Here is a 25,270-nt window from a genome sequence, read left to right as displayed (position 1 = left end):
ATGACCGGCTATGTCCGGCAGGCGACGGGCGCGGCGTCAAGGGCGCGCATGAAATCCGCCGCCCAGCTTACGGCGGTGGTGCGGCTGACCTCACGCTCCAGCGCCTGCCAGCGCGTGCGCCGCTCGGCCAGCCCCATGGTCAGGGCGGCATGGAGCGCATCGGCAATCTCGTCCGGATCGTAGGGATTGACCAGAATCCCTTCCTCCATCTCCGGTGCGGCGCCCGCGAAATGCGACAGGATCAGCACGCCGGGATTCGCCGGGTCCTGTGCCGCGACATATTCCTTGGCCACCAGGTTCATCCCGTCGCGCAGGGGCGTGATCAGGGCCGCTTCCGAACGGCGGTAGAACCCGGCCAGCACCTCACGCGGGAGCGGGCGGGTAATATAGCGGATCGGGGTCCAGTCGAATTCGGAATAGGCCCCGTTGATGCGACCGGTCAGTTCATCAAGCTGGCGACGGAGCTGGCGGTATTCCTCCACCTCCCCACGGGAGATGGGGGCCACCTGCAGAAAGGTCACCTTGCCGCGATGTTCGGGATAACGCGCCAGAAACGCTTCATAGCCGCGAAAGCGTTCGGGCAGTCCCTTGGAATAATCCAGCCGGTCCACGCCCAGCACCAGGCTTGCGCCGCGCAGGCTGCCTTCCAGCCGCGCCACCTCTGGGCCTTCCATGCTTTTTTCCGCCTGCGCGCGGAATTCATCGGGGTCGATCCCGATGGGAAACGCCTGCCCGCGTTCGGGCAGTCCATTCACGCGTAGCGCGTGGTTCAGGTTCTCGGCATCTTCGGCGGTCTGGACCCCAACCAGATCATAGCTCTGCATATCCTCCAGCAGCAGGTCCGCCCCCGGCAGCGCGCGCACGAGGCTCCATGGCGGAAAGGGGATATGCAGGAAGAAACCGATCCGGCACCGCACCCCCAGATCACGCAATGCCTGCCCCAGCGGAAACAGGTGGTAATCATGCACCCAGATCACATCATCGGGGCGGAGCAGCGGCAGGAGCGTGCGGGCAAACATGGCATTGACCGCCAGATAGGTTTCCCAATCCGTGCGGGAGTAGTTCATCAGGCCGACACGGTAGTGAAACAGCGGCCACAGGATGCCATTGGAAAAATTCTGGTAAAACCCCTCATACTGCTGGGGCGTGAGGTCGATGGTGGCGTAGGTCACGTTATCAACGCGGTCCAGCCGTGGCGCGGGGTCGCCACCGTGGAGTTGCACCTGCTTGCCCGACCAGCCGAACCATAGCGACTCCCCATCACGCAGGGCATCCTTCAGCCCCACGGCCAGGCCACCGGCGGGCTGACTGCGCTCACGCGGGGAAGGCACGCGGTTTGAAACGATAATCAGCCGCCCCATGCGTCATTGCCCCCCTGTGCCAGATGCGCAAGCCAGGCCCGGAAAGTTTCTGGGTCGGGAAAATCAACAGGAATACGCAGCCCGACCCCACCCAGTTGCACCGCCATGCGGATGCCGTCCTCATCCGTCACGTCATCGCCCACGAAAACGGGCGCGCGCCCGGCAAAGGGCGCGGCCTGCATAAGCGCCGCCACCGCATGCCCCTTGTCCACGCCCGCCGGGCGGATTTCCCACGCCATCTTGGCGGCCTGCACGTGAAAGACGCCATCGGTCGGCCCAACCCATTCATCCGCGACCCGCTCCAGCGCCGCACCCGCGTCCGGCGCGCCACGATAATGCAGGACCAGACCCGCCTTCTTGCGTTCGATCCGCACGCCGGGATGATCCTGCGCCAGCCTGTCGGCCTGTTCGTACCATGCCGCGGGCACCTGCGGCAGGGGGGAGCGTTCAATCGGCTGCCCCGGCGCGTGGCGAATGGCGATGCCGTGCTCGCCCGCCACGGCATAGGGCACATCCCCCAGGAAATGATCGATCTGTTCAATGGGCCGCCCGGAGATGACGGCCAGCGCATTGTCACATCTGGTACGCAGCCGCCGCAGGGTATCGAGCAGGCCGGGCGCGACCACAACGGATTCCGGGGTCGGCGCAATATCGACCAGCGTACCATCAAAATCCAGCAGGAACGCCGCTTTGGCAGGTGGAGGCAGCCGATCGAGCGAAGGAAAGGAAGATATCTTGCTCATTATGGTTCTAGCCTCCGGCAAAGCAGGCGGATACGCAAGCCCGGAACCGGTCCGGATGGTGGCCCGCATTGATACGATATAAATTAAACTATTTTCTAATTTCTAATGCAGCATCAGCGGGGCCGCCCCCCCGCCATCCGGCGCGGCGGGCGTGGCGGGAGGGGGTGATGACGCGGGCGGCGCGACCAGCGGCGCCTGCATGGGGGACAGGGGCTGCGATGCGCCATCGGCTGCCGCCGGGGCCGCGCTACCACCCGGTGCCGGGGTACCGGGGGGGACATCAGGCGTTGCGGTTCCATTCCCCGTCGGGGCCGGGGGCTGCGCCGCAACAACGGCAAGGGGTAGTGGAACGGGCGCGACGTTGTCACCGCTACAGCCGGTAAGCTGCACGTCATAAAGCGGGTTCTGGAAAATGCCCGTGGCCGGTTCCGCAACAGCCATCCATCCCTGGAATCCGGCCATGCCCGCATGCGCGTCGCGCACGTCCAGCCATGACGCGGCATCTGCCGGAAGCGTTGGCGGTCGTTGCAGGCATGATGTCGCATGCAGGGTCAGGCTTTTATAGGTCACATCCTGCCCCACGGGCACGCTCAGCATCTGGACATGGGCATCGAGCTTGTCCAGCACCCGTATCTGGGCGACCGACCTGCCCTGCCATGTATCGGGCGGGTAAATGGCGGGGGCTGCCAGCCATTCGGTTGCGTGGGCGCAGGCGGGCAGGCAGGCCAGCAGCAGGGCGGGCAGGCAACGGGCGGCCCGCTTCATGCCTTGGGGCTCCGCAGGCTGTTGACCAGATCATGCAGGATCTGGCGCATCGCCGCCTCATCCACGCCCATCAGGATCGCATCTTCGAACGCATCGCTTAAAATACCCTGCAATTCGGTATGGTTTTCCTGCAATATCAGCAATTTATCGCGGCAGGATACAGGGGTGCCATCGGACTGGGGCCATAGGGCCGGCATGGCCCGGTCATCGGGTGCGCCCTCCGTCATGGCGCGTCTCCCACACCGGAAGCAGGCGTTTGCGCGGCCTTGTTCTGCCGGGTCGCGGTCAAGGTATCGGTGACGGAGAAGATGAACTTGCTCAGGAGCTGCTCAAGGCTGATCGCGCCCTGCGTCTGCCCGACCGTGCCGCCGGGAGCCAGCATCTTCTCGTCCCCACCGGGTGAGAGGGCGATATACTTCCCCCCCAGCAGGCTGTCGCTGGTGATGATGGCCGCCGTATCATCAGGCAGTTTTATATCCGGCCGCACCGTAAAGGTAACCTGCGCCGCGTAGGTCCGGGGGTCGACCCGCTCGTCCACCACCTGCCCCACGGTAATGCCGGCCAGCCGTACGTCCGACCCCACGGACAGGCCATCGATATGCGCGAAGCCGGCATTCAGCCGGTAGCCCGATTCATGGGGGCGGCCCTTGTCCACCACGGCATAGGCCAGCAGCCCGGCAAGTACCGCCAGCACCGCAAAACCGGCGAAAAGTTCACCCGGCTGACGGCCCGCGCGTCCTGAAACAGCAGCAACCATGATGGCTAAGCTTCCCCACTATCCGATGGCGCACCCTAGCAGGTTACGCCCGGGACTTCATCCCTCGGGGTACCATGCCTCATAATCGCTGGTGGTTGAAGCCCGCTGTCCGCCCTGGCAGTCGCTGCCGGGGGGATGATACGCCTCCGCCGTGCCGGTACGGTTGGGCTGCCAGGGCTGCTGCCACGGCTGGCGCGCGCTTTCGGGCAGGGGCTCCGCATCCACATGGTGCAGCCAGCCCCACCATTCGGGCGGAACGGCGGATGCGTCCTCTCCCTTGTGGTAGATGACCCAGCGTTCATGCCGCTTTTCCCCGCCGCCGGTGCGGTTGAGGATACGGGCCTCATAATAGCAGCGGCCATCGGCATCCTTGCCAACCAGCCGCCCCTTGAATCGGGTGTAAATACGGGTGCCTAGATTTGCCATGGACATAGACTAATCCGCCCTCCGCGCGTGGTCCACGCGCATTATATGCATGGCTCCGTCACATCTGCGGGATCGGTTGCATGGCCCCGGCCGGAAAACCGTCGCGATGTATTTCCGGACACCTGCACGCAAGGCGGACCGCCGGACGCAGCGCTTTTGAACCCGCCTTCCACTTATCCCCCATATCCACGGTATCCAGTGGGATGTATAGTTGCGACTCCGGCCCGGACGGGTTCCGCCCGCCCTGTCGCAGCCGGTAAAACAGTGGCCATGACAGCACGAAGCCACTGGAACGGCGTGCGCATGCGCACCGTCGAGGCCGCAGCCGACCCCGACGACGCACCACGTTGCGTTACCCTGCCCGCGGACTGGGATGACACGGCAGCCGAGGCCCTGGCCCGGCTGGCCCCCGGCCACGGCCCCGCCAGCCTGCCGACCGAGGCGGCGCGATGGATAGATGACCTGTGCCTGGGGGAAATCTCCGGCCCCGTCATCCGTCCCGTCGCCCGCACGCTCTCGTGCCTCCTGCTCATGCGCCAGGTCGCGCCCGCGGAAAGCCTGTGGCATGGCCACCATGACCGCAGGCCCGCCTTCGTGGTCAACCTCGCGGCCTTCGTCGCGGCGGATAACGGGTTCATGGCGCAGGACTTCGTGGTGGCGCTGCGGCTGCTCGCCCGCGTGCTGCGCGCGGTGTCGCAGCAGAACGCCCATATGCGCAATGGCGAACTGCCCCTGCCCGAACCCGCAGGCCCCGCGCCCGCGCACCTGCGCCCCGTCGTAACCCCGGCGCAGGCCCCCGGTCATGAACGCCCGGCCCTTGCCGGGATTCTCCAGCTCACCAATCTCGACGCCTGCCTTGCCGGGCTGGGGCTGGATTATGACAGCGAGGCCGGACGCGACGCCGCATGCAGCATCGTGGCGCTGGCCACCCTTGTCGCCCATTCCGGCGAAGGGGCGGACGCCATGCCGCTGCCGCCCGTGCGCAGCATCGTGCCCGGCATAAGCGAGGTCGCCCGCGCCGTGTGGCAGGAAGCCGCCATTGCCACGGACCAGCCCGCGGCCCGGGTGGAAACCGGCTTTTCCACCCCCGGCCCGATCGACGCGCTGCTGGGCGTGGAGGCCTGCGGCCTTGCGCCCGTCTTTTCCCCGCTGCGCGTGGACGGGCGGCTGGCCATGAGCACGCTGGCGCGCCTCGCCTCACGCGGGTTGACACTGGAAGCGGCCTTCGCCGCGACCCTGGCGGGTGAGACCGTGCTGCCGCTGCCCGGCGCCGCCGCGCATCAGGCCATGCACCGCGCGCTGGGTGGCTTTGCCGACCGCATGCCCGCCCGCCCCGATGTCACGCGCGACACGCTGGCCACCCGTTCGGGGCTGGAACGCGGCGTGCGGCGCAACCTGCCGCCCCGCCATGGCGGCTTTACCCAGAAGACCAGCGTGGGCGGCCACCGCCTGTTCCTGCGCACGGGGGAATATGCCGATGGTTCGCTGGGTGAAGTCAGCCTGACGCCCACGCGTGAAAGCCCCATGGTCCGTGGTCTCATGGATACGCTGGGCCAGGCGGTCAGCATCGGGCTGCAATATGGCGCGCCGCTGGAAAGCTATGTCGAGGCGTTCGCCTACAGCCATTTCGGCCCCGCCGGCACGGTGGAAGGCGATCCTGTTGCATCCTACGCGACATCCATGCTGGACTACGCCTTCCGCGCCCTGTCCGACGCCTATCTGGGCCGCAGGCTGCCAGATGCCCCGCATGAAGACATGATGGCGGAGAGTCCGGCCCCCATGCTGCCGCTTGACCTGCCCGAGTCCGGCCATGACGATGGTGATGATACGCCCCCCCGGCGGCGCGGGCTGCGACTGGTCGGTTAGTACCGGCCCCGCCCGACCGCCCCAGATACAAGGATGACCGTGATGCCTGACAAAACCCCCGAACAGCGCCTCAAGCAGCTTGGCATCGTGCTGCCCACACCGGCCACGCCCGTGGCGAATTACGTGACGGCCGTGCTCAGCGGGTCCATGCTGACGGTCTCGGGGCAGTTGCCGCTGGTTGACGGCAAGCTGCTGACAACCGGCAAGCTGGGCGACACCGTTGCGGTGGAACTGGCGGTCGAGGCCGCGCGCTACAGCATGATCAATGTGATCGCGCAGGTGAAGGCCACCATTGGCGACCTGTCGCGCGTGCGGCGGGTGGTGCGGCTGGGCGGGTTCATTGCCTGCACGCCGGACTTCACGCAGCATGCCACGGTCATGAACGGGGCTTCCGACCTGGCGGTGGCGGTTTTCGGGGAGGTGGGCCGCCATGCCCGGTCCACCGTGGGCGTGCCCTCGCTCCCGCTTGATTCGGCGGTGGAAGTGGAAGGCCTGTTCGAAATAGGCTGAGACCCCAGCCACACCGACGCAAGGGAGCCCGTCATGATCCAACCGCCCCGCACGGCCCGCCCCCCGGTGCGCCGGTCATGACCGGCCCCATCATGACCCTGCACCGCGCGATAGCCGAAATCCCGGCGCGGGAATGGGATGGCTGCGCGGGCGACGACAACCCCTTCGTCAGCCACGCCTTTCTCTCGGCGCTGGAGGATAGCGGATCCGCCAGCCCCGATGCCGGGTGGATGCCCCAGCACCTGGCCATGCGTGACGCCGCCGGCCGCCTGCTGGCGGTGGCCCCGTTCTATGCCAAGAGCCATTCCTTTGGCGAATACGTGTTCGACCAGCAATGGGCGCAGGCTTTCGCGCGCGCGGGCGGCGAATATTACCCCAAGCTCCAGGTGGCCGTTCCCTTTTCACCCGTACCGGGGCCGCGCCTTCTGGTGCATGCCGATGCCCCTGATGCCGACGCGCTGCGCCAGATGGCCGCGCGCGCGTTGCGCCAGGCCTGCGGGGAGCTGGGGCTGTCCTCCGTCCATGTCACGTTCTGCACCGGCCATGAATATGACCTGCTGGGCCGCAATGGATGGCTGCAACGCCTGGGCGTGCAGTACCACTGGGACAATGAGGGTTACGCCACCTTCGACGATTTTCTCGACACCCTCGCTTCGCGCAAGCGCAAGGCCATCCGGCGTGAACGGCGCGACGCCCAGGCCTGCGGGCTGAGCTTCCAGACCTATCGCGGCGCGGAGATCACCCCCGCCCTGTGGCGCCGGTTTTATGAGTTCTACCTCTCCACCGTGGACCGCAAATGGGGGCGGGCCTATCTCCAGCCCACGTTTTTCCGCCTGTTGTCGGAACGGCTGGGGGACAGGGTGGTGCTCATGGTCGCAATGCAGGGCGACACCCCCGTAGCCGGTGCGCTCAACCTCATGGGGCGTGATGCGCTGTACGGGCGCAACTGGGGGCGGCTGGAGGGCGACTGGCCGTTCCTGCATTTTGAACTGTGCTATTATCAGGCCATCGACTTCGCCATCGCCCACGGGCTGAAGCGGGTGGAGGCCGGCGCACAGGGCGAACACAAGCTCCAGCGCGGCTACCGCCCCTGCCTGACCCATTCCGCGCACTGGATTGCCCATCCCGGCCTGCGGGCGGCCGTTGGTGATTTTCTTGAGCGCGAGCGCGCCGCGATAGAGGCCGAACTCCCCGCGCTTGATGCCCTGACCCCCTACCGCACCGCGTTGTGATAACACGATGATGCATGTCATGCCGCGTGGTCCCGCGGGCATGATATTTACATATCGACTGCACTGGCGACCGACAGGCCGCGCCGATAGCCCAAGGACCGGACCATGTACGCAATGCGACTGCTTGCCCCCCATACCCCCCTGCAATGGACCGAACTGCCCGACCCGGAACCGGGGCACGGGCAGATCCGGGTCAAGGTCGGGGCCTGCGGCGTATGCCGCACGGACCTGCATGTGGTTGACGCGGACCTGCCGTTTCCCGGTCATGCGCTGACACCGGGGCACGAAATCGTGGGCCGGATCGACGCCATCGGCCCCGGCGTGACCGACCTGAAGCTGGGCCAGCGCGTGGGCATACCATGGCTTGGGCATACCTGCGGCTGCTGCCATTACTGCGAGACCCAGCACGAGAACCTGTGCGACCACCCGCTGTTCACCGGCTACACGCGTGATGGCGGCTATGCCACGATGGCGGTGGCGGACGCGCATTTCACCTTTCCGCTGCCAGAGGGCGATGATGACGTCGCCATGGCGCCGCTGCTGTGCGCGGGGCTGATCGGCTGGCGCTCACTGGTCATGGCGGGCACACAGGCGCGGCGCATCGGGCTGTACGGCTTCGGGGCCGCCGCCCATATCATCGCGCAGGTGGCGATATGGCAGGGCCGCTCGGTCTATGCCTTCACCCGGCCGGGGGATACGAAAACGCAGGAATTCGCCCGCAACCTGGGGGCGGTCTGGGCGGGCGGATCGGACGAGACCCCGCCCGAACAGCTTGACGCCACCATCATATTCGCCCCCGTGGGCGCGCTGGTGCCCGCAGCGCTCAAGGCCGTGCACAAGGCGGGGCGCGTGGTCTGCGCCGGTATCCATATGAGTGAAATCCCCGCCTTTTCCTATGACCTGTTATGGGAGGAACGCCAGATCGTCTCGGTTGCGAACCTGACACGGCAGGATGGCATCGATTTCCTTGAACTCGCGCCGCGCGTGGGAATCCGCACCACGACAACCCCCTATCCGCTGCGCGAAGCCAACAGGGCGCTTGATGACCTGCGCAACGGGCGCTTCGAGGGGGCGGCCGTACTGGTGCCCTGAACAACACGGACAGGGGGAGCAAAACAGGCCGCCCATTATTATTTCTGGCTTTTGGGGCAATCCTTCTTTATGCACCGGCCTTCTCCCCTGACGCATGAACGGCCGGCGGCCAGTTTCCTTCCTGCGTCGCCTGTGTTCTTCATGTTCTGTCCGGATTGCCCGATATATGCCGTTTCCCGAAACCCACCCCGCCCTGCAACGCGCGCTGGACGAGCGTGGGTATGATGCCCCGACTCCCGTCCAGAAAGCTGTCCTGGATGTCGCCGCCGAAGGGCGCGACCTGCTCGTTTCCGCCCAGACCGGCTCCGGCAAGACCGTTGCCTTCGGTCTGGCCATGGCCGACACCCTGCTTGGCGGCGCCGAGCATTTTGGCCCGGCGGGCCCGCCGCTGGCCGTCATCATCGCGCCCACGCGCGAACTCGCCATGCAGGTCACGCGCGAACTGACGTGGCTGTACGCCCCGGCGGGCGGGCGGATCGTATCGTGCATCGGGGGCATGGACGCGCGGCGTGAAGCCCGCGCCCTCCAGCTTGGCGCGCATATCGTGGTCGGCACGCCGGGGCGGCTGTGCGACCACCAGTCGCGCGGGCGGCTGGACATGTCTGACCTGCGTGTGGTCGTGCTGGACGAAGCGGACGAGATGCTCGACCTCGGCTTCCGTGACGAGCTTGAGCAACTGCTCGACGCCATGCCCAAGACCCGGCGCACGCTGCTGTTCTCCGCCACGATCGCCAAGGAAATCGCCTCCCTGGCCCGGCGCTACCAGAACGACGCGGTGCGTATCGACACCCTGTCGGGCGCGAAGCAGCATGCCGACATCGAATACCGCGCCGTGGTGGCCGATGCCCGTGAACTGATCCCCGCCGTGGTGAACGTCCTGCGCTATACGGACAGCCAGACCACCATGGTGTTCTGCGCCACGCGTGAGATGGTGCGCCACATGCAGGCCGCGCTGGTGGAGCGCGGTTTCTCCTCCGTCGCCCTGTCGGGTGAACTGGGGCAGAACGAGCGTACCCGCGCCATCGACAGCCTACGCAAGGGCCAGGCCAATGTCTGCGTCGCGACCGATGTCGCGGCCCGTGGCATCGACATTCCGGCACTCGCGCTGGTTGTCCACGCCACCCTGCCGACCGATCCGGCCACCCTGCTGCACCGTTCGGGCCGCACGGGCCGCGCGGGGCGCAAGGGCGTGTGCGTGCTGATGGTCCCGATGTCGCAGCGCCGACGGGCCGAACGCCTGATGCAGGGCGCGAAGATCACGGCAAGCTGGTCGGGCGTGCCCACGGCGGCCGAGATCCGCGCGCAGGATGCCAGGCGCCTGCTGGCGGACCCCGCCCTGACGCAGGACGTGAGTGAGGCGGATGCGGAGCTGGTTGGCCAGCTTGTTGAAGGCCGCACCAGTGAGCAGCTTGCCGCCGCCCTGCTCCAGATGTATCGCGCCCGCCTGCCCGCGCCGGAAAATGTGCGCCATATCACGCCCGATGCGCCGCGCCCCATGCGTGAAGGCCGTGAAGGCACGCCCCGCCCCCCGCGTGAGAGCTACGCGAGCAGCGAGCCGGGCGCATGGTTCGCCATGAGCGTCGGCCGGCAGGACAAGGCCGACCCGAAATGGCTGATCCCGCTGATCTGCCGCCTGGGTGGCGTGCGTAAGGCGGATATTGGCGCCATCCGCATCAACGATACCCAGACCCTGTTCGAGATCACGCCGGATTCCACCGAGAAATTCCGCTCGTGCATCGCCTCGATCGAGAATGATGAAGTCCAGATCACGCCCGCCAGCGCGCCCGCCGGTGGCCCTGCCCGCCGCAGCGGCCCGCCGCGTGGTGGCCCCCGGCCGTTCGCGCGCAAGCCCGGCGGCGGTGGCAGCCGTCCCGGCGGGTTCGGTGGGCCGCCGCGCAGCGGCGCGTCCTCGCGCAAGCGGCCCCGCTCCTGAGTCCGTGGGCAGAAACCCGACACGTAACTGAGCGTTTCATTCATGCCCGGCACTGCCGGGCATGTTTTTATGTGCTCAGGAAAAAGGTCTGCCCGTGCTGAACATATCCCGCTCCGCCCTGGGCCTTGTCGGCCTGCTCGCCCTCTGCACCGCCACGGACCGGCCCGCCAGGGCGGCCGATACCGCGCTGGCGGCCCAGCTCGCCACCGCCACCGGGCGTTACGCCACCGACACCAACCTGTTTGGCGCGGGCCCGCTGGCCATCGTGCTGAAACAGGAGCTTGGCCCGCAATATGCCGACTTCCTGCGGAACATGCAGGTCGCAAGCCCGCTCCAGCCTATTGGCGACATCGTGTTCATGACGGGAAACAGGCAGCATGAGGGCGGAAGCAGCATCGCATGGCTGCTTGTCGATCGTACGGGCCGCAACATGACCGTGGGGATCGTGAACCCCGGTCAGCTTTCACTTTACGGGTTCGGCCCCACACCCATTACCAAGCCCGCGGATGTACGCACCCTGCTGGAAAACATGGGAAATGTCCCGCCCTTCTGCAATCCGCCGCAGGATCTGCAGCCTGGTGCGAAGCTCCAGTGGCAGGCGACGCTTGAGCATGGCGCGACCTGCATCTATCGCATCGGGCTGCATCGGGGGGAAAAGGTTACGGCGCGGCTGGACGCCATACAGGGCAATCCGGTCCTGCGCGTGATCGACCCCCGCCTTGCGCAACCCGGCAACGCGCAGGCCTGGCTCGTCCTGCATGATGATCTTTACCTGCTGCAGGTCGCCCCCGGGCCGAAGGGGCAGGCCCCGCAGCCCTTCGGGCTGACGGTGACGGCCGATTAGGGATGAGGGAGGAGTTGGCCGGTGCCCGCAGGCACCGGTCCTTCCGCCTTACTGGCCGTTGCCGCCCAGGAAGTTGCTGACATCGGATCCGGTCTGGTTTTTCAGGGTATCCCAGCGCTGGCGTTCCGCGTTCCCGGCATTGCGCAGCGAGTCCAGCCGGTTCTTGGGCGCATTACGAATCGCATCGAGACGGTCACGGCCGTTCTGGATCGTCTGGTCCACACGCGCGCGCCCGTCCGTCAGCTTCTGCTCTTCGGCATCACGGGCGCTGTCCCACCGGCCCACGGTATCCTGACGCAGGTTGTTCACCTTGTCATCATAGTCCTTGCGCAGGTTCTGCGGGCCATCCTTCAACTGCTGTTCGCGTTGCGTGACACTGTTGTCATAGGACTGGAGGCGACTGTTCGCGCAGTCCCCGGCCTGTGCCGCGCGGTCAAGCACATCCCATTTGGGTGTATTCTGGCTGCTGTTGCAATCCGCCGCCAGTGCGCTGGCGGCAGGAAGGACAGAGGCCCCGGCCAGGGACAGAACAAGAATATATTCCCGAAATTTCATAAACACTGCCTTGGAAAATGGATTTCTACATGCACTTTACCGAAACATGTATCACATCCGGGTCAGAAATATGACAATGCGCCATGTTCGTGAAAAGATATAATAACCCGTTTCCAAAATCGTAGGGCACACAGCACATGCCACCCTCCATACAGGCGCAGGGGACACCACCCCACGTGGTGGACACCCCGCGCCGGCCCCGTTAAACCATACGCCAGCACACCCGCCCGGCCATGCCTGAACCCACGTTACGGCCTGTCGTGACACAGCGACGGCGCCGTTACCCGTTCCTTAGCGGTCCCTGCCCCATGTGGAATGAACCCTATCTTGAAACATGCTGCCGTAGCGCGCTGCACCGGCTGAAACTGAGCGGAAACAACGGCCGCCCCACCGGCCTGCGCGATGACCCCTGCCTGCGCCGGCTGGAAGGCATGGGACTGGCCCGGACAGACCATAACCAGCGATTCGCCATGACCGAACAGGGCCATGCCCGCCACCGGACCGAAATACTGAAATTGCCGACATGATCAGCCATACCGATATCTGGCGCGCCCTGGACCGCCTGGCCGCCGAACGGGGACTGACCCCTTCCGGCCTTGCGCGCGCGGCGGGGCTGGACAGCACGACCTTCAATCCCTCCAAACGGATCACGCCCGCCGGTCGCCCGCGCTGGCCGGGAACGGAAAGCCTTGCGCGCACCCTGTCGGCCACGGGCATCTCATTCGAGGGGTTCAGCCGCCTGCTCTCGGGCCATCACGATCCTGAAACGGGGGGCAAGGCCCATCACGCCCACCTGAAAATCGTGTCGTTTTCCCAACTGACCCATACTGGACTGTTTGACGAAACCGGCCTGCCGGAAGGCGGGTCATGGGAAAAATGGGACTTCCACGGCATGGCGGACCATCATTCCTATGCCGTGCATCTGGACAGTGACTGCATGGAGCCGATCTTTCGCAAGGGGGGCACGCTGATCATCTCGCCCACCGCCGCGATCCGCCAGTCCGACCGCGTGCTGCTTCACACCCCGCATGGCGCGCCCTGCTGCGGCATGGTGACGGACCGCTGGCATGACGCCCCCGTCACCGCCCCGCTGCACGAGCTTGTCCGCATCCATGGCCTGGCCGGAATGGACGACAGGGAAATCGTTGTGGACGGGAACACGCTCATCCACCGCATCACCATGGCCTGCATGTAACGCACGTTCACGGCATCCGTGATATTTTCCGCCCTGACGTGACAGGTAGCGGCTGACTTTCTCCCGATTTTACACTATGTCTCGCCCATGACCGACACGCCCCTCTCCCTGATCCGCAATTTCTCGATCATCGCGCATATCGACCATGGGAAATCCACCCTGGCCGACCGCCTGATCCAGGCCTGCGGCGCGCTGACACAGCGGGAAATGACCAATCAGGTTCTGGACAACATGGATCTGGAACGTGAACGTGGCATCACCATCAAGGCCCAGACCGTACGCCTGTCCTATCCGGCGGAAGACGGCAAGACCTACGTGCTGAACCTTATGGACACGCCGGGCCATGTCGACTTCGCCTATGAGGTCAGCCGCTCGCTGGCCGCGTGCGAAGGCTCGCTGCTGGTGGTCGATGCCTCGCAGGGGGTGGAGGCGCAGACACTGGCCAATGTGTACCAGGCCATCGACGCCAACCACGAGATCGTGCCGGTGCTGAACAAGGTGGACCTGCCCGCCGCCGACTGCCCGCGCGTAAAGGAACAGATCGAGGAGGTGATCGGCATCCCCGCCGATGACGCGGTCGAGGTTTCGGCCAAGACCGGCCTGAACATCGAAGCCGTGCTGGAAGCCCTGGTCAAGCGCCTGCCGCCGCCAACGGGCGATGCCACGGCCCCGCTCAAGGCGCTGCTGGTGGATAGCTGGTACGATCCGTACCTGGGCGTGATTACGCTGGTGCGTGTGAAGGAAGGCCGCCTCAAACGCGGCATGCGCATTCGCATGATGTCGTCTGGCGTGGTGCATGTGGTCGATCAGGTGGGCGTATTCGCCCCGCGCATGACAGCGGTGGACGAACTCGGCCCCGGTGAGATCGGCTACATCAACGCCGCCATCAAGACCGTGGCCGACACCAACGTGGGCGACACCCTGACCGATGACCGCCGCCCCGCCGAGGCCCCGCTGGCGGGCTTCAAGCCCTCCATTCCCGTGGTGTGGTGCGGGCTGTATCCGGTCGTGGCCGATGATTTCGAGAAACTGCGCGACAGTCTGGCCAAGCTGCGGCTGAATGACGCCTCGTTCCATTACGAGGCCGAGACCTCCGCCGCCCTTGGCTTCGGTTTCCGCTGCGGCTTCCTTGGGCTGCTGCATCTCGAAATCATTCAGGAACGCCTGAGCCGCGAGTTCGACCTGGACCTGATCGCCACCGCGCCGTCGGTTGTGTACCGCATGGAACTGACCAACGGCACGACGGAGGAACTGCACAACCCCGCCGACATGCCCGACGCCTCCCTGATCGAGAAGATCGAGGAGCCGTGGATCAAGGCCACCATCATGGTGCCGGACGAATATCTGGGCGCGGTGCTGACCCTGTGCAGTGAGCGCCGTGGCGTGCAGGAAGACCTGACCTATGTCGGCAACCGGGCCATGGCCGTCTATCGCCTGCCGTTGAACGAGGTGGTGTTCGACTTTTACGACCGGCTGAAATCGGTAACGCGCGGTTACGCCAGCTTTGACTACCAGATGGACCGTTATGAGGAGAGCGACCTCGTGCGCATTTCCATCCTGGTCAATCAGGAGCCGGTGGATGCGCTGTCGTTCATTGCCCATCGCTCGGCTGCCGAAACACGCGGGCGCTCCATCTGCGCCAAGCTCAAGGAACTGATCCCGCGCCAGTTGTTCAAGATCGCGGTGCAGGCGGCGATCGGCAGCCGCATCATCGCGCGTGAGACCATTGGCGCGATGTCCAAGGACGTGACGGCCAAATGTTATGGCGGCGACATCTCGCGCAAGCGCAAACTGCTGGAAAAGCAGAAGGAAGGTAAAAAGCGCATGCGCCAGTTCGGCAAGGTCGACATCCCGCAGAGCGCCTTCCTCGCCGCGCTGAAGATGGACCAGTAACCCCTTTTCCCGCCGGTCATGACACCGTTATGGCTGGCGGGAATGGAGAGGACGTTTTCCTCTTGCGCCGCCGGAAATTGGTGATATGTTCCGCACGCATCGGACACAGCCACCCGACCGGGTGGCCTGAAACCGGTAACGGCTGGAGAGATGGCCGAGCGGCTTAAGGCGCACGCTTGGAAAGCGTGTGTACGTTAATAGCGTACCGTGGGTTCGAATCCCACTCTCTCCGCCATGCCCCTGCAGGGCTTCCCCCGATGTGGGATAAATACAGCAAATAATATTGACAAAGTTTGCAGTAATTTTGGATTGCGGTGTCCTGTCCTACCCGCCATGATTTCGCTTATTTTCCAAAAATGAAACATAACGGCACGACAATTTCTTGTAATTAAGATGGCTTACGCTTCATAAAATTCATTTATAAAATAAATAAAATTAGAAATACTGCAATTTTATTTATTTTGATACTCATGACTGACTAATTCAGAATTTCATAAATATTTTACAAATCATTATCATGAAAACTGTTATGAGCCAGCACTAAATACTGACAGAAATTCAAAATATTCCCGGATAGTCTCCTGTTTTCCTTTCCACTGGCTCCATGGTTAAAGAATATATAATATTCGTAAACGGCCCTTCCCTATCACCTGTTGCCGGATCATGGTCACAAAATGATACAGAGTTATCGACGGATTGTTATGTTCCAGATAACATGGACCAAATCAGGCAACGGAAAACACTCCTCCGCGTTGCAGGCTATCTGACCCGGTGACGAAGCCTGACGGGCAAGGAAGTAAGAGAATCATTGAAAAATAGTGATTTGAACGGAAAAACAGCCCCCTCCACCCGCAGGGTCGCCGTTGTGACCGGGGCTACGGGGGGGATCGGGCAGGCGCTGGTGCGGCACATGATCGCGCGCGACTATTCCGTTATCCTGCTCTCACGCCAGACAGGTCGGGACATGCCGGGCGTAACCGCCATAACCTGTGACCTGACCGATACAGGCAGCATCCATCAGGCAGCATCCACAATCATGAAGGACGCACCGCGGATTGACGTGCTGGTGCATTGCGCGGGCGTGATCTCGCCCCAGAATGTGGGACAACTGGACAGCACGACAATCGCACGCCAGATCGCCGTTGACCTGACCGCCCCCGTTGAACTGACAAACTACCTGCTGCCTGCCATGGGGCGTGGGGGTCACATCGTATTCGTCAATTCAATGGCGGCCATCTTTCCGCTGGCGGGCAGCAGTGTCTATACGGCGGCAAAATTCGGCCTGCGCGGATTTGCCCGTGCGCTGGAACAGGAGCTGAGACCCCGGCGCATACAGGTAAGCTCCATCTACCCCGCCAGCGTCAATACGCCCATGTTGAGCCGGGAAATGGAGTCCGGTGGCTCGATATACAACTTTATCGACCCACCACAGGATCCGGACATTACCGCGAAACGGATAATGCAGTGCTGTGAGCGGAGCAGCCGCGAGGTTTTCAGTTCCGTATTCGACAAGGCATTCACCCATGCCTGTCTCTTCTCCATGAAGCTTCTCAATCTCAGCCTGCCGACCATGAGGTTCCTGGGGCGCAGGGGTTACCGCGCCTATCGGCGGCGCCAGCCCCCACAGGACATGGGCTGAACGGGCACGCGCGGTTCAGGCTTTTTCCAGAAGCTCACGCGCCAGTTCATTGTGCCGCCGGGCCAGACGGGCCGGGTCATGGTCGGTAAACGCACCATCGCGGATCAGGACCCGCCCATTCACGATGGTACATGACACACGGCGCGGGGTACAGAAAACCAGCGCCGCCACCGGATCCGCCTGCGCGCCCGCATGGTCGATCCCGCGCAGGTCGAAGGCAACGATGTCAGCCGCCATACCGGGCGCCAGATGCCCGATATCGTCGCGCCCGAGTACGGCGGCCCCGCCGCGCGTGGCCAGTTCCAGCACCTCACGCGCCCGCATCATGGGCTGGTTGTCCGGTGTTTCGATCAGGCGGCCCAGCAGCATGGCCTGACGGGCTTCACCCAGCATGTGACTGCCATCGTTGGACGCGGAACCATCCACCCCCAGCCCCACGCGCATGCCCGACGCCACCATCCGCCGCACCGGCGCGATCCCCGATCCCAGCCGCATGTTGGAACACGGGCAATGGGCCATGCCGGTATGGGTCGCGCCAAACCGGCGGATACCCGCATCATCCAGACGTACGCAGTGGGCATGCCAGACATCGCTGCCGATCCAGCCGGTGTCCTCGGCGTATTCGGCGGGGGTCATGTTGAATTTTTCGCGGCTATAGGCGATATCGCTGGCGTTTTCCGCCAGATGGGTATGCAGCATGGTCCCGGTTGCGCGCGCAAGTGCGGCGGCGTTGCGCATGAGATCCCGGCTGACGGAAAAGGGCGAACAGGGGGCGACGGCAATCCGCTGCATCGCAAGGGGTGCGGGGTCGTGATAGGCTTCGATCACGCGCTGGGTATCCGCCAGAATCGCGTCCTCATTTTCCACCACGCGGTCGGGTGGCAGGCCGCCCTGGCTTTCGCCCACGCTCATCGCCCCGCGCGCCGCGTGAAAGCGCATGCCCATTTCGGTCGCGGCCTCGATTTCATCATCAAGCCGCGCGCCATTGGGGAACAGGTACAGATGGTCGCTGCTGGTCGTGCAGCCGGACCACAGCAGTTCCGTCATGGCCGTGCAGGCCGAAACACGGATCATTTCCGGCGTCAGCCCCGCCCATATGGGATAAAGCGCCTGCAACCACCCGAAAAGCGAGGCATCCTGCGCCGCCGGAATAACCCGTGTCAGGGTCTGGTACATATGGTGGTGGGTATTGACCATGCCCGGCATCACCACATGCCCGGTCATGTCCAGCACCTCATCGGCTGCGGGCAGCGGGTCGGTGGGGGTGCCTATGGCCGTGACCTGCCGGTCATGCACAAGGATCCACCCCCCTTCGATTTCCCGCCTTTGGGCGTCCATCGTTACCAGACGCAGCGCATTCTTGAGCAAAAGGGCGCGGGCCATGCATCACCACCTTACAGGAACATAAAGACGTTTCGCTTATGCAGGCTTTTGGGGAAGATGCCCATATGATGGAAAATGGGAAACGCGATTTATCCGCCTTTTTTAAAAGCCACGGACCATCGTGTAGGGATAAGCTCACAGGCATACACCGAACCCGCAACCCTGAGGAAGGAAGCGCAAGCATGTCCACATCCCTGCATATCGACCCGCTTGAATGGGGGCACGGGCCAAAGGTCCTGGATGTTTTTGTGGAACCCACCTGCCCTTTTTCCGTCCGGGCCTTCAACAAGCTTGGTGACCTGCTTACCACCGTGGGCGCGGACCGGCTCACGATCCGGGTCCGCCTGCATTCCCAGCCATGGCATATGTTTTCCGGCGTGATTGTGCGGTGCATCCTCGCGGCCGCCACGCTGGAAGGCGGCAGGGAGAGCGCCCGCGCCGTCATGGCCGCGATTGGCGCGCATCGGGAGGAATTCGAATTTACCGATCACTGCGCCGGCCCCAACATGGACGCCACGCCCAACGACATCATCCGCCGGATCGAAAAGTACAGCGGCATCGCGCTGGCTGCGGCCTTCGCGGTGCCTGAACTGCAGAAAGCCATCAAATGGCAGTGTAAATACGCCCGCCAGAATGGCATTCACGTCTCACCGACCTTCATGGTCGATGGCCTGATCGACCCGGCCATGAGCAGCGGCGATACCGTGGAGGCATGGCGCCAGCACCTTTTCCCATAACCGGGCCGGGCATGGCGCGGATGGCCGGAAGCCCGCGGTCATCCGGCATTTTTCACCCTTCCCCGCCGGTCAACGCGACCGCAACGCGAAGGGGGCGGTCGGATATGTCGATACGCAGCGGCGTAAAGCCACGCGCATCCCCATCGCCCTGCACGGGCAGGGCGGGGCGCGCGGGGATTTCAACCCTCCGGCCCGTCAGGATCGTAACGCCTTTCTGCCGCGCCAGGGTACCGCGCAACAGGGCGAAACCGGCACGCAACACTGCCCCGATCCCGGCAACGTGGAACAGGACGACACAAAACCGCTGCTCCCCCTGCATCGAATGCGGGGCCAGAACATATTTCCCGCCGTACCGCGCGCCTTTGGATATGATGGCCGAGACCGCCTCATGCGCCACGCCATCCACCATGACCGTCATGGTGGGGAAACGGTACTGCCGCAGCGCGCCGAGCATGCTCACGACATAGGCCATGCGCCCGACGGCATTCTTCAGCCGGGTGGAGACGCCATGCACCACATGGGCGTCAAACCCGACCCCCACCATCTGTACGAAAAGCCCATCCCATGCGCTGGACTGGAGCCGCCCCGGCCAGATGGTCCTGCTGCCCCCCGCCGCGATGATACGGGCCGTCAACGCATCATCGAAGGGGAGTGCCAGTTCACGCGCCAGTACATTCGCCGTTCCCAGCGGCAGGATGGCCAGCACACAGTCGGAACCCGCCATTCCTTCGGCCACTTCGGCAATGGTTCCATCCCCTCCCGCCGCCACGATATGCGTGCAGCCAGGCGTTTGCGCGGCGGCGCGGGCCAGCACCGTGGCGTGCCCCCTGAAGCGGGTATGCCCGATCTCGACATCAAGCCCGGCCTGCCGCAGATGGTGTGCAAAACGGGCCACCCGCCCAGACCGGTGGCCCCCGGCACATGGGTTTACAATAATAAAGATCATTATAACCAGTTGATATCCGTAATAAAAGTTTTTGGGCACCGAGTTTTTCCAGTAATGCGGCGTTCCCTGAAGCTTTCTGGAAAAAGCTTCACCAAAAACTTCCTTATGAATAAGGCCCCGTCCCTGTTGGACTGCATGGGCCGGACAGACTGGTCGGAAAAAATTCGATGGTGCCGGGTGAGGGATTTGAACCCCCGGCCTTCGGTTTACAAAACCTTATAACAAAAAACAATTACTTTCGTAAGCTTATGATATAGAACAATATTTATTGGATGCGGGAGTTAGCATCATAATTTATGACGGCATTTATGACGGCTTCACCGCATTGGTTGGCTTAGCCAGCCGGCATACCGTTCCGTAGTTTTGACAGAACTATGTCCTAGTTGACGGGCCACATCATAGATTGACCTCTTTTGCTGCAATGCACGAATTGCATAGGTATGCCGCAGATCGTGACAGCGAAAGACATCTCCCTCGGCACCGAGAGCCTTCCGAAGAAGCACCCGAAACCTCCCTGGCACGTTTTTATAGCGTTGCCCTTGTGGAGAGCGAAAGACATAGGGCGAATCGGGCGAGCGTAGAATGCGACGCAACTCATTCGCCTGCCGGGATGTCAGCTCTATCACACGGGGTGATCGCGTCTTCGTCCGGGAAAATGTGCAGGTGGCCGGCACGGATCGTAGATCAAGCTGTGACCACTCCAGCGAAGCCGCTTCCTCCTGCCGGCAGCCTGTCCGGGCAAGAAAGCGGATCAGATCACGAAAGCCATCTGGTGCGCGCCGGGTCAGCTTCGCCAGGGCACGAATCGGCACAGGCCGAATCGGCTCGCGCCGTTCGGGTATTTCTTCCATTTCTTCCGGCACCGGATTCGCTGTGACCCATCCCGCGCGCCGGGCGACTCTCATGACACGGCTCATGATCGTGAGGTCACGACGCACCGTGGCTCCGCTGGCTCCCTTACGCATACGGGCAGCGGTATAGTCATGAACATCCACCGACGTGATGCCGGCAACGTCCCGGCCCGCGAAATAGGGATGTATCTGTCCCAGACTGGTCAGATATCGTTTCTGAGTCCCCGGCCGCAGATCAGCCATTTGCAGGTCAGACCAGCGGACCACTGCCTCTTCCCATGTATGGGCTGTTGGTTCGGCTATGCCCGCGCGGCGCTTTTCCGCCTGCTCGACGACTTTTTTGAGGAGTTTGCGAGCTGCCCGGATATCAGTTGTGCGTAGCGACTTTCGCACGTCGCGGCCGTTGACCTGGATTCGCGCGTAATACGTACCGTTGGCGTGGCGCCAGAGGTTCTTATCGTTGGGCACTCTTCAATCTGTCCTGGTCTGTCAAGGTAGGAGGCAATATCGGCCTCGGTCGTGGTCCAGCGTGATCCAACCTTGCACGCTTTCAGATCACCCTGCTGGCACAGCTTCTGTGTCAGGCGCAGGGATACACCAAGAAGCTCGGCCGCACGGGGTAACTGGATTCGCTTACCCATCAGGCTCCTCCCGTGTGTCGTTCGTTCCGGTCAGCAGTCCCCGGCCTTTCAGCATGTGCCTGCCGCCCTGATGCACAAGCTTGGCAATGATCGAAATGCGGCATCCCCCGGGGTCCGACAGGTAACCGACATAATTACCGTCCTTATCCTGTTGCAGGCTGAAGTCGTACACTTCCTTACCCAGAATAGTGCCCCTGAAAATCGGGTGTTCGCGCCAGTCCCGTTTCCGTGCACCGATCACGGTCGCCCCTCCATTTCATCCAGTGCGGCATTGGCGCCAGCCATGAACTGGCGAGCGTCCTCACTGGTCATTTCGTATCCATGGGATTGCAGCGCGGCGAAAACACTGACGCTCTCACCGATACGCTGTGTGGGCCAATAGGCCCACTCATACCCATCCCGCCATGCTACTGATCTGGTCATGGCACCATAACCACCCACATGCCGATCAGCAGGCCCCAGATCAGGCATGCAAAGACGATGGCATAAAGCATCTCCACCGGTGTCGGCAGGCGGTCCATTATCGGCATCGGCCGCATGTCATCATGTGACTCGATCATGCTTCCTGTCCCGGTTCATCAATAAGGCGGATATAACGATCGGCATTCGGGCATCCGATCACCACGGTATGCTGCTGTCCTGTCGCTACATCTTCCAAAATGACCGCCGGACTGGTGATCCAGCCAACGGAACGATAAAGCGGACCCCCTTGCCCAACTCGATAAAGCTGCACCAGGTCATTTTCCGGGTCATACGGTGAAATAGGCATCAGGATGCATCCTCCTGCAGGATGCTTTCACGTGTCCATGGCTCACAAGCCGGCCCAGGCGCACCAAAGTGCAAGGGTTGCCAACCGGGCGCACGGCCGACCAGCCACTGGCGCAGCTCGGCCACCTTTCCGGGCGGTTTTTCGCCGCGCGGGGCATAGTCCTTTGCAATGGCCTTGAGCGTGCTTCCGCTGACATGCGCCAGCATTTCGGGCGTATCGAGTTCAGGCATATGCGCATCGGCATTGATCAGGGCGCCGATATACTCAGGCCGGGCATAACTATCCGCCGATTTCCAGGTCGAAGTCTGTCTATGCGGTGAAACCACACTGATCGTGCGCGCCAGCGCCTCACCCGCCAGTTCCGCCATCCGGTTGAAATCAAGCTCCGGAACGTCACCGGCGGGTGAGACCAATGCGGCCAGAATGTCCTTCAGCCGTGAATCATCCGCCACATAGCCAATCAGAAGGGCATGAAAGGCATCTTCGGGCGTCATGCGCAGCGGGTTGCGTAATGCCCTGCACAACGCACTGGTGCGGACATCAGCCAGCAAATCATGCCCAGCCTTGGTAATCTGTGGTTCTTCTGCCGGGCTATCTTCCGGCCCGACAATCCCGATTGCGCTGGGTGCCTCATCCTCTGGCGCCTCCATATCGGCCGCCGGTTCGGCCTCAACGCTTTTCACGGGCTTGATGATGACCGATACCACCTTGCAGGCATCATGATGATGATTGACCGGCACGATGGCATATGCCCGTTTGTGCCGACTGCGCCTGGTGAGCTTCTTGTCTGCACCGCCCGAACTGTCCGCAAACATCCATCCGGCCGGAAGCTGTGGCAGCAGCGTCATGCTGTTGTAATCCACAAGCAGCGCGGGCTCATCACCATTCTGGATCAGGTCTTCTACGGCCTCAAGCTGGGCTTCTATGAAACGGGTAGCCTGCGTGGTAGTAAACTGTTCGGGAGAACCCGGCTCGGCAAACAGATCCTCGTCAAACACGATGCCCGATGCCGCAACGTCAAATAGGGCGCGATCACGGGGGATGCGACGGGTGACACACTCCGCCGCGATGCTGTTCCACTGAACAGCATCGCCATGATAAAGATGGCGCTTTAGCGCCGCCGTCTGTATCTCGTGCGGTGCCTGAGATATCTCGCCTAAAGTTCGCCAGCCAGGCAGTTCACGGCCCGTAAGGGCATCAAGTAATTCCGGCGCCAGCCGGCCCAGCCTGCTTATCTGCCCTATCTGGCGATCGGTCATGCCCAGCGCGGCTCCAGCCTTCTGAACCGAATAGCCATCGGCCACCATGCGCTCGATATGCCGCCACTGGTCCACGGGATCCACGGGAAGACGCTGGATGTTTTCGGCAGCCTGCGCCGCCTCGGCTTCCAGTTCGCTCAACAGCTTCACCTCAGCCGGTATTTCGGTCAGCCCGATACTCCGCGCCGCGTTTAACCTGCGGTAGCCTGCAATCAAAATATAGCCGCCGTCCGGGTCGGGCCGTACCAGAACCGGCTGTAATATGCCCAGCTCACGAATGCCCGCTTCCAGCGCCGCCGTGGCTTCCGCCGTGGGCATCACGCGGCGCATGTTGCCGTTTTCGTGAATGTTATCAATGGCAATCATCATGACACCCGCCCCCGGAAGGGAATATGCGCGACCTGCAGGGCGCTCAACAGCAGCTCCTCCGCCCGCAGGCGGCAGATGTCGGCATCGCGCGTGCAAAGGAGCGCGGTGCAGTCATAACCAAGCGCCGCCTGCTGGCGGCCATAGCGATCCAGATTGCGGGCATTCGCCAGATACATGCGCACCTTACGGGCGTCCGCCACGCTCAGGCGCTCAAGCAGAACCTCGTTATCAATGATATCCATGGATTTTCCCCTTGTGTCGGGTCGGGAAAAGAATGGGCAGCGCCTGGGCGCGCCCCGGGGCTTCGTCCGTCAATCGCGAGGCAAGGCTCTGTGCCTGCTCCGCCATGTCGGAAAAGCCGTGAATATTCAGATCGGCCGCCAGCTCACGGTAGGCATCGGCCGCGATCAGCAGCGCATCGGTCGAAAACCGGCGTGATGCCAGCAGAAGTTGCGCCGGCACGCGATAGCAGCGCGGAAGCGGGCGCTTCATATCTCGTAGCCTCGGGCGCAGATGGGCGGTGATGACGGCAATGGATGATGGTTCTTCCGATCCTGAAAAATGGTGATCGCGAGTAACGCCAGAAGAATTGCTGCCATCGAGATCATAATAGTCGGTATCCCGTCGAACGATGGGCCGATCTCGTATTCACCCAGCTTGAACTGGGTAAACATCTCCGATCTTTTTGTTGGTTTATCGCCCTTCTCATGCCTTGTAGGCTTTGGATCGGGGGCTGCTGGCCGCTCACGTTTTGTCGGATCATCGCCAACAATGATGCGCCTGGGCTCCGTCGGCGGCTCACTTTCGGTATGAGGCGGTATCAGCCCATAGAAGAACCCGCCTTCGGAAGGCTTCGGGGGTGGATTGGGGCGCGGTGGTGCAGGCCGTTTAACCATTGCCCTTCTCCCCCGTACAGACAGAATGCAAGACAGCGTGATGCTTATTCCAATGCTGCATGCCGGCAATCACAACTGCAAACAGGCAGCAAGCAAGTAAAGCCATAGGGATCATCAAGTAATCCCAGATACCGTTCTCGCTGCCCATGTCATGCCGCATTGGTGGGGGCAATGTTGGTGGCGGGGGTGGTGTCCGAGGTCGGCAATGAACTGGCGGCGGTCGGGGCGTTGTTGGCCGGCGGCCACGCTCAAGAGGCATGGCCAGCAATCCCGTCCAGAACCGTATCGAGGGCTTCCTGCGCCATGGCATCAGCCATCGAGCAGGCGCCGGCCATGAAGATGGCGGCAGTACACATCGAAAAATCGGTCGTGATCGGCTGTCCGTCTGAGTTCAGCTCAACGGGGAAATGATGCCGCAGCCACGTATCATCGCCGCCAAACAGGCCGACAAAAACACGCCTGGTGGCAAGCTGCCCCCGGGACAGGGTTTTGGTCAGCCCGGCATGATCACTAAAAACATATGCGTCGCCCCGTATACCTAGCGGCCTGACCGGGCATCCGCGCAAAATATTGTGCACGAAATCTCTCCATCACTGGTGGTGATGGAG

At 63.0% G+C, this 25,270-nt stretch carries 30 protein-coding genes, 1 tRNA gene and 1 pseudogene; 12 read left to right on the top strand and 20 right to left on the bottom strand.

Going from position 1 to position 25,270, the window contains the following annotated elements:
• Positions 1-8: 8 nt before the first annotated feature.
• The 6 genes from LDL28_RS11195 to LDL28_RS11170 all read right to left on the bottom strand — a co-directional run bounded on the left by LDL28_RS11195 (position 9) and on the right by LDL28_RS11170 (position 4,052).
• A complete protein-coding gene (locus tag LDL28_RS11195; protein WP_233058625.1) occupies positions 9-1,361 on the bottom strand; it encodes a trehalose-6-phosphate synthase in 1,353 nt (450 codons plus the stop codon).
• Positions 1,349-2,104 carry a trehalose-phosphatase gene (gene otsB / locus LDL28_RS11190; protein WP_233058624.1) on the bottom strand — a complete coding sequence of 252 codons (756 nt, stop codon included), beginning with the start codon at positions 2,102-2,104 and terminating at the stop codon, positions 1,349-1,351. The genes LDL28_RS11195 and otsB overlap by 13 nt, the downstream gene beginning before the upstream one ends.
• Positions 2,105-2,206: 102 nt before the next feature.
• Positions 2,207-2,869: a DUF2155 domain-containing protein gene (locus LDL28_RS11185; RefSeq protein WP_233058623.1), complete on the bottom strand. Its 663-nt coding sequence runs from the start codon at positions 2,867-2,869 to the stop codon at positions 2,207-2,209.
• The gene (locus tag LDL28_RS11180) at positions 2,866-3,096 is read right to left on the bottom strand and encodes a hypothetical protein (RefSeq protein ID WP_233058622.1); all 231 of its coding nucleotides are present in this window, start codon (positions 3,094-3,096) and stop codon (positions 2,866-2,868) included. Before LDL28_RS11180 ends, LDL28_RS11185 begins: the two co-directional genes overlap by 4 nt.
• Complete coding sequence (mlaD, locus tag LDL28_RS11175) at positions 3,093-3,626, bottom strand: outer membrane lipid asymmetry maintenance protein MlaD (protein WP_233058621.1); 534 nt, start codon at positions 3,624-3,626, stop codon at positions 3,093-3,095. The genes LDL28_RS11180 and mlaD overlap by 4 nt, the downstream gene beginning before the upstream one ends.
• Before the next feature lie 57 nt (positions 3,627-3,683).
• Positions 3,684-4,052: an NADH-ubiquinone oxidoreductase subunit NDUFA12 family protein gene (locus LDL28_RS11170; RefSeq protein ID WP_233058620.1), complete on the bottom strand. Its 369-nt coding sequence runs from the start codon at positions 4,050-4,052 to the stop codon at positions 3,684-3,686.
• 270 nt (positions 4,053-4,322) lie between these two features.
• Here LDL28_RS11170 and LDL28_RS11165 point away from each other — a divergent pair, with 270 nt between their 5' ends.
• The 6 genes from LDL28_RS11165 (at position 4,323) to LDL28_RS11140 (ending at position 11,529) form a co-directional block, all read left to right on the top strand.
• On the top strand, positions 4,323-5,918 hold the full coding sequence (locus LDL28_RS11165; RefSeq protein ID WP_233058619.1) for a vitamin B12-dependent ribonucleotide reductase: 1,596 nt from the start codon (positions 4,323-4,325) through the stop codon (positions 5,916-5,918).
• 42 nt (positions 5,919-5,960) lie between these two features.
• A complete protein-coding gene (locus LDL28_RS11160; RefSeq protein WP_233058618.1) occupies positions 5,961-6,428 on the top strand; it encodes a RidA family protein in 468 nt (155 codons plus the stop codon).
• A 77-nt stretch (positions 6,429-6,505) separates the two neighbouring features.
• Entirely contained in the window at positions 6,506-7,660 is a 1,155-nt protein-coding gene (locus LDL28_RS11155; RefSeq protein ID WP_233058617.1) for a GNAT family N-acetyltransferase, read from the top strand.
• Positions 7,661-7,765: 105 nt separating this feature from the next.
• Complete coding sequence (locus tag LDL28_RS11150) at positions 7,766-8,752, top strand: zinc-dependent alcohol dehydrogenase family protein (RefSeq protein ID WP_233058616.1); 987 nt, start codon at positions 7,766-7,768, stop codon at positions 8,750-8,752.
• Between the two features lie 166 nt (positions 8,753-8,918).
• On the top strand, positions 8,919-10,685 hold the full coding sequence (locus LDL28_RS11145) for a DEAD/DEAH box helicase (RefSeq protein ID WP_233058615.1): 1,767 nt from the start codon (positions 8,919-8,921) through the stop codon (positions 10,683-10,685).
• Positions 10,686-10,779: 94 nt separating this feature from the next.
• Positions 10,780-11,529: a hypothetical protein gene (locus LDL28_RS11140; protein ID WP_233058614.1), complete on the top strand. Its 750-nt coding sequence runs from the start codon at positions 10,780-10,782 to the stop codon at positions 11,527-11,529.
• Positions 11,530-11,577: 48 nt separating this feature from the next.
• Here LDL28_RS11140 and LDL28_RS11135 read toward each other — a convergent pair whose 3' ends face one another.
• Positions 11,578-12,084, bottom strand: coding sequence for a hypothetical protein (locus tag LDL28_RS11135; RefSeq protein WP_233058613.1), 507 nt, complete (start codon positions 12,082-12,084; stop codon positions 11,578-11,580).
• A gap of 308 nt (positions 12,085-12,392) precedes the next feature.
• Between LDL28_RS11135 and LDL28_RS11130 the strand changes: the two genes are divergently transcribed.
• The 5 genes from LDL28_RS11130 to LDL28_RS11110 all read left to right on the top strand — a co-directional run bounded on the left by LDL28_RS11130 (position 12,393) and on the right by LDL28_RS11110 (position 16,811).
• Complete coding sequence (locus LDL28_RS11130) at positions 12,393-12,611, top strand: hypothetical protein (RefSeq protein WP_233058612.1); 219 nt, start codon at positions 12,393-12,395, stop codon at positions 12,609-12,611.
• Positions 12,608-13,279, top strand: coding sequence for a helix-turn-helix transcriptional regulator (locus LDL28_RS11125; protein WP_233058611.1), 672 nt, complete (start codon positions 12,608-12,610; stop codon positions 13,277-13,279). The genes LDL28_RS11130 and LDL28_RS11125 overlap by 4 nt, the downstream gene beginning before the upstream one ends.
• An 87-nt stretch (positions 13,280-13,366) precedes the next feature.
• On the top strand, positions 13,367-15,172 hold the full coding sequence (gene lepA / locus LDL28_RS11120; RefSeq protein ID WP_233058610.1) for a translation elongation factor 4: 1,806 nt from the start codon (positions 13,367-13,369) through the stop codon (positions 15,170-15,172).
• Between the two features lie 144 nt (positions 15,173-15,316).
• Positions 15,317-15,407, top strand: a tRNA-Ser gene (locus tag LDL28_RS11115).
• A gap of 588 nt (positions 15,408-15,995) precedes the next feature.
• A complete protein-coding gene (locus tag LDL28_RS11110; protein ID WP_233058609.1) occupies positions 15,996-16,811 on the top strand; it encodes an SDR family oxidoreductase in 816 nt (271 codons plus the stop codon).
• Between the two features lie 15 nt (positions 16,812-16,826).
• On the opposite strand, the gene LDL28_RS11105 is transcribed toward LDL28_RS11110, so the two are convergent.
• Positions 16,827-18,194: an 8-oxoguanine deaminase gene (locus tag LDL28_RS11105; RefSeq protein ID WP_233058608.1), complete on the bottom strand. Its 1,368-nt coding sequence runs from the start codon at positions 18,192-18,194 to the stop codon at positions 16,827-16,829.
• 182 nt (positions 18,195-18,376) lie between these two features.
• Here LDL28_RS11105 and LDL28_RS11100 point away from each other — a divergent pair, with 182 nt between their 5' ends.
• Positions 18,377-18,931, top strand: a complete 555-nt coding sequence (locus LDL28_RS11100) for a thioredoxin (RefSeq protein WP_233058607.1) — start codon at positions 18,377-18,379, stop codon at positions 18,929-18,931.
• Between the two features lie 52 nt (positions 18,932-18,983).
• Here the strand turns inward: LDL28_RS11100 and LDL28_RS11095 are convergent, their stop codons facing one another.
• The 12 genes and pseudogenes from LDL28_RS11095 to LDL28_RS11045 all read right to left on the bottom strand — a co-directional run bounded on the left by LDL28_RS11095 (position 18,984) and on the right by LDL28_RS11045 (position 25,240).
• Entirely contained in the window at positions 18,984-19,877 is an 894-nt protein-coding gene (locus LDL28_RS11095) for a diacylglycerol kinase family protein (protein WP_255663137.1), read from the bottom strand.
• A gap of 317 nt (positions 19,878-20,194) precedes the next feature.
• Positions 20,195-21,196 (bottom strand): site-specific integrase, encoded by a 1,002-nt coding sequence (locus LDL28_RS15715; protein ID WP_233058605.1) that lies wholly within the window; start codon positions 21,194-21,196, stop codon positions 20,195-20,197.
• Positions 21,197-21,225: 29 nt separating this feature from the next.
• Positions 21,226-21,369, bottom strand: a pseudogene (locus LDL28_RS15710) (helix-turn-helix domain-containing protein); the annotation flags it as partial.
• Positions 21,362-21,610 (bottom strand): hypothetical protein, encoded by a 249-nt coding sequence (locus LDL28_RS11085; protein ID WP_233058604.1) that lies wholly within the window; start codon positions 21,608-21,610, stop codon positions 21,362-21,364. The gene LDL28_RS11085 and the pseudogene LDL28_RS15710, both read right to left, overlap by 8 nt.
• Positions 21,607-21,792 carry a hypothetical protein gene (locus tag LDL28_RS11080; protein WP_233058603.1) on the bottom strand — a complete coding sequence of 62 codons (186 nt, stop codon included), beginning with the start codon at positions 21,790-21,792 and terminating at the stop codon, positions 21,607-21,609. Before LDL28_RS11080 ends, LDL28_RS11085 begins: the two co-directional genes overlap by 4 nt.
• On the bottom strand, positions 21,789-21,929 hold the full coding sequence (locus LDL28_RS11075) for a hypothetical protein (RefSeq protein ID WP_233058602.1): 141 nt from the start codon (positions 21,927-21,929) through the stop codon (positions 21,789-21,791). The genes LDL28_RS11080 and LDL28_RS11075 overlap by 4 nt, the downstream gene beginning before the upstream one ends.
• The gene (locus LDL28_RS11070; protein ID WP_233058601.1) at positions 21,926-22,138 is read right to left on the bottom strand and encodes a hypothetical protein; all 213 of its coding nucleotides are present in this window, start codon (positions 22,136-22,138) and stop codon (positions 21,926-21,928) included. The genes LDL28_RS11075 and LDL28_RS11070 overlap by 4 nt, the downstream gene beginning before the upstream one ends.
• Positions 22,138-23,766, bottom strand: coding sequence for a ParB/RepB/Spo0J family partition protein (locus LDL28_RS11065; RefSeq protein WP_233058600.1), 1,629 nt, complete (start codon positions 23,764-23,766; stop codon positions 22,138-22,140). The genes LDL28_RS11070 and LDL28_RS11065 overlap by 1 nt, the downstream gene beginning before the upstream one ends.
• Positions 23,763-24,008 (bottom strand): hypothetical protein, encoded by a 246-nt coding sequence (locus LDL28_RS11060; protein WP_233058599.1) that lies wholly within the window; start codon positions 24,006-24,008, stop codon positions 23,763-23,765. The genes LDL28_RS11065 and LDL28_RS11060 overlap by 4 nt, the downstream gene beginning before the upstream one ends.
• Positions 23,995-24,258: a hypothetical protein gene (locus LDL28_RS11055; protein WP_233058598.1), complete on the bottom strand. Its 264-nt coding sequence runs from the start codon at positions 24,256-24,258 to the stop codon at positions 23,995-23,997. Before LDL28_RS11055 ends, LDL28_RS11060 begins: the two co-directional genes overlap by 14 nt.
• Positions 24,255-24,662 carry a hypothetical protein gene (locus tag LDL28_RS11050; RefSeq protein ID WP_233058597.1) on the bottom strand — a complete coding sequence of 136 codons (408 nt, stop codon included), beginning with the start codon at positions 24,660-24,662 and terminating at the stop codon, positions 24,255-24,257. The genes LDL28_RS11055 and LDL28_RS11050 overlap by 4 nt, the downstream gene beginning before the upstream one ends.
• A gap of 248 nt (positions 24,663-24,910) precedes the next feature.
• Positions 24,911-25,240, bottom strand: a complete 330-nt coding sequence (locus tag LDL28_RS11045; RefSeq protein ID WP_233058596.1) for a hypothetical protein — start codon at positions 25,238-25,240, stop codon at positions 24,911-24,913.
• Between the last annotated feature and the right edge of the window lie 30 nt (positions 25,241-25,270).

The sequence above is a fragment of the Komagataeibacter sp. FNDCR2 genome (assembly GCF_021295395.1).
Classification (GTDB): Bacteria; Pseudomonadota; Alphaproteobacteria; order Acetobacterales; family Acetobacteraceae; genus Komagataeibacter.
Note: the sequence above shows the minus strand (reverse complement) of the source record. Positions and strands in the feature narration are given on the sequence as shown.

Excerpts from the sequence above, each read along its gene's own strand:
- LDL28_RS11195 (WP_233058625.1), bottom strand. The coding sequence starts at position 1,361 with ATGGGGCGGCTGATTATCGTTTCAAACCGCGTGCCTTCCCCGCGTGAG.
- otsB (WP_233058624.1), bottom strand. The coding sequence starts at position 2,104 with ATGAGCAAGATATCTTCCTTTCCTTCGCTCGATCGGCTGCCTCCACCT.
- LDL28_RS11185 (WP_233058623.1), bottom strand. The coding sequence starts at position 2,869 with ATGAAGCGGGCCGCCCGTTGCCTGCCCGCCCTGCTGCTGGCCTGCCTG.
- LDL28_RS11180 (WP_233058622.1), bottom strand. The coding sequence starts at position 3,096 with ATGACGGAGGGCGCACCCGATGACCGGGCCATGCCGGCCCTATGGCCC.
- mlaD (WP_233058621.1), bottom strand. The coding sequence starts at position 3,626 with ATGGTTGCTGCTGTTTCAGGACGCGCGGGCCGTCAGCCGGGTGAACTT.
- LDL28_RS11170 (WP_233058620.1), bottom strand. The coding sequence starts at position 4,052 with ATGGCAAATCTAGGCACCCGTATTTACACCCGATTCAAGGGGCGGCTG.
- LDL28_RS11165 (WP_233058619.1), top strand. The coding sequence starts at position 4,323 with ATGACAGCACGAAGCCACTGGAACGGCGTGCGCATGCGCACCGTCGAG.
- LDL28_RS11160 (WP_233058618.1), top strand. The coding sequence starts at position 5,961 with ATGCCTGACAAAACCCCCGAACAGCGCCTCAAGCAGCTTGGCATCGTG.
- LDL28_RS11155 (WP_233058617.1), top strand. The coding sequence starts at position 6,506 with ATGACCGGCCCCATCATGACCCTGCACCGCGCGATAGCCGAAATCCCG.
- LDL28_RS11150 (WP_233058616.1), top strand. The coding sequence starts at position 7,766 with ATGTACGCAATGCGACTGCTTGCCCCCCATACCCCCCTGCAATGGACC.
- LDL28_RS11145 (WP_233058615.1), top strand. The coding sequence starts at position 8,919 with ATGCCGTTTCCCGAAACCCACCCCGCCCTGCAACGCGCGCTGGACGAG.
- LDL28_RS11135 (WP_233058613.1), bottom strand. The coding sequence starts at position 12,084 with ATGAAATTTCGGGAATATATTCTTGTTCTGTCCCTGGCCGGGGCCTCT.
- LDL28_RS11130 (WP_233058612.1), top strand. The coding sequence starts at position 12,393 with ATGTGGAATGAACCCTATCTTGAAACATGCTGCCGTAGCGCGCTGCAC.
- LDL28_RS11125 (WP_233058611.1), top strand. The coding sequence starts at position 12,608 with ATGATCAGCCATACCGATATCTGGCGCGCCCTGGACCGCCTGGCCGCC.
- lepA (WP_233058610.1), top strand. The coding sequence starts at position 13,367 with ATGACCGACACGCCCCTCTCCCTGATCCGCAATTTCTCGATCATCGCG.
- LDL28_RS11105 (WP_233058608.1), bottom strand. The coding sequence starts at position 18,194 with ATGGCCCGCGCCCTTTTGCTCAAGAATGCGCTGCGTCTGGTAACGATG.
- LDL28_RS11100 (WP_233058607.1), top strand. The coding sequence starts at position 18,377 with ATGTCCACATCCCTGCATATCGACCCGCTTGAATGGGGGCACGGGCCA.
- LDL28_RS11095 (WP_255663137.1), bottom strand. The coding sequence starts at position 19,877 with ATGATCTTTATTATTGTAAACCCATGTGCCGGGGGCCACCGGTCTGGG.
- LDL28_RS11080 (WP_233058603.1), bottom strand. The coding sequence starts at position 21,792 with ATGACCAGATCAGTAGCATGGCGGGATGGGTATGAGTGGGCCTATTGG.
- LDL28_RS11075 (WP_233058602.1), bottom strand. The coding sequence starts at position 21,929 with ATGATCGAGTCACATGATGACATGCGGCCGATGCCGATAATGGACCGC.
- LDL28_RS11070 (WP_233058601.1), bottom strand. The coding sequence starts at position 22,138 with ATGCCTATTTCACCGTATGACCCGGAAAATGACCTGGTGCAGCTTTAT.
- LDL28_RS11065 (WP_233058600.1), bottom strand. The coding sequence starts at position 23,766 with ATGATGATTGCCATTGATAACATTCACGAAAACGGCAACATGCGCCGC.
- LDL28_RS11060 (WP_233058599.1), bottom strand. The coding sequence starts at position 24,008 with ATGGATATCATTGATAACGAGGTTCTGCTTGAGCGCCTGAGCGTGGCG.
- LDL28_RS11055 (WP_233058598.1), bottom strand. The coding sequence starts at position 24,258 with ATGAAGCGCCCGCTTCCGCGCTGCTATCGCGTGCCGGCGCAACTTCTG.
- LDL28_RS11050 (WP_233058597.1), bottom strand. The coding sequence starts at position 24,662 with ATGGTTAAACGGCCTGCACCACCGCGCCCCAATCCACCCCCGAAGCCT.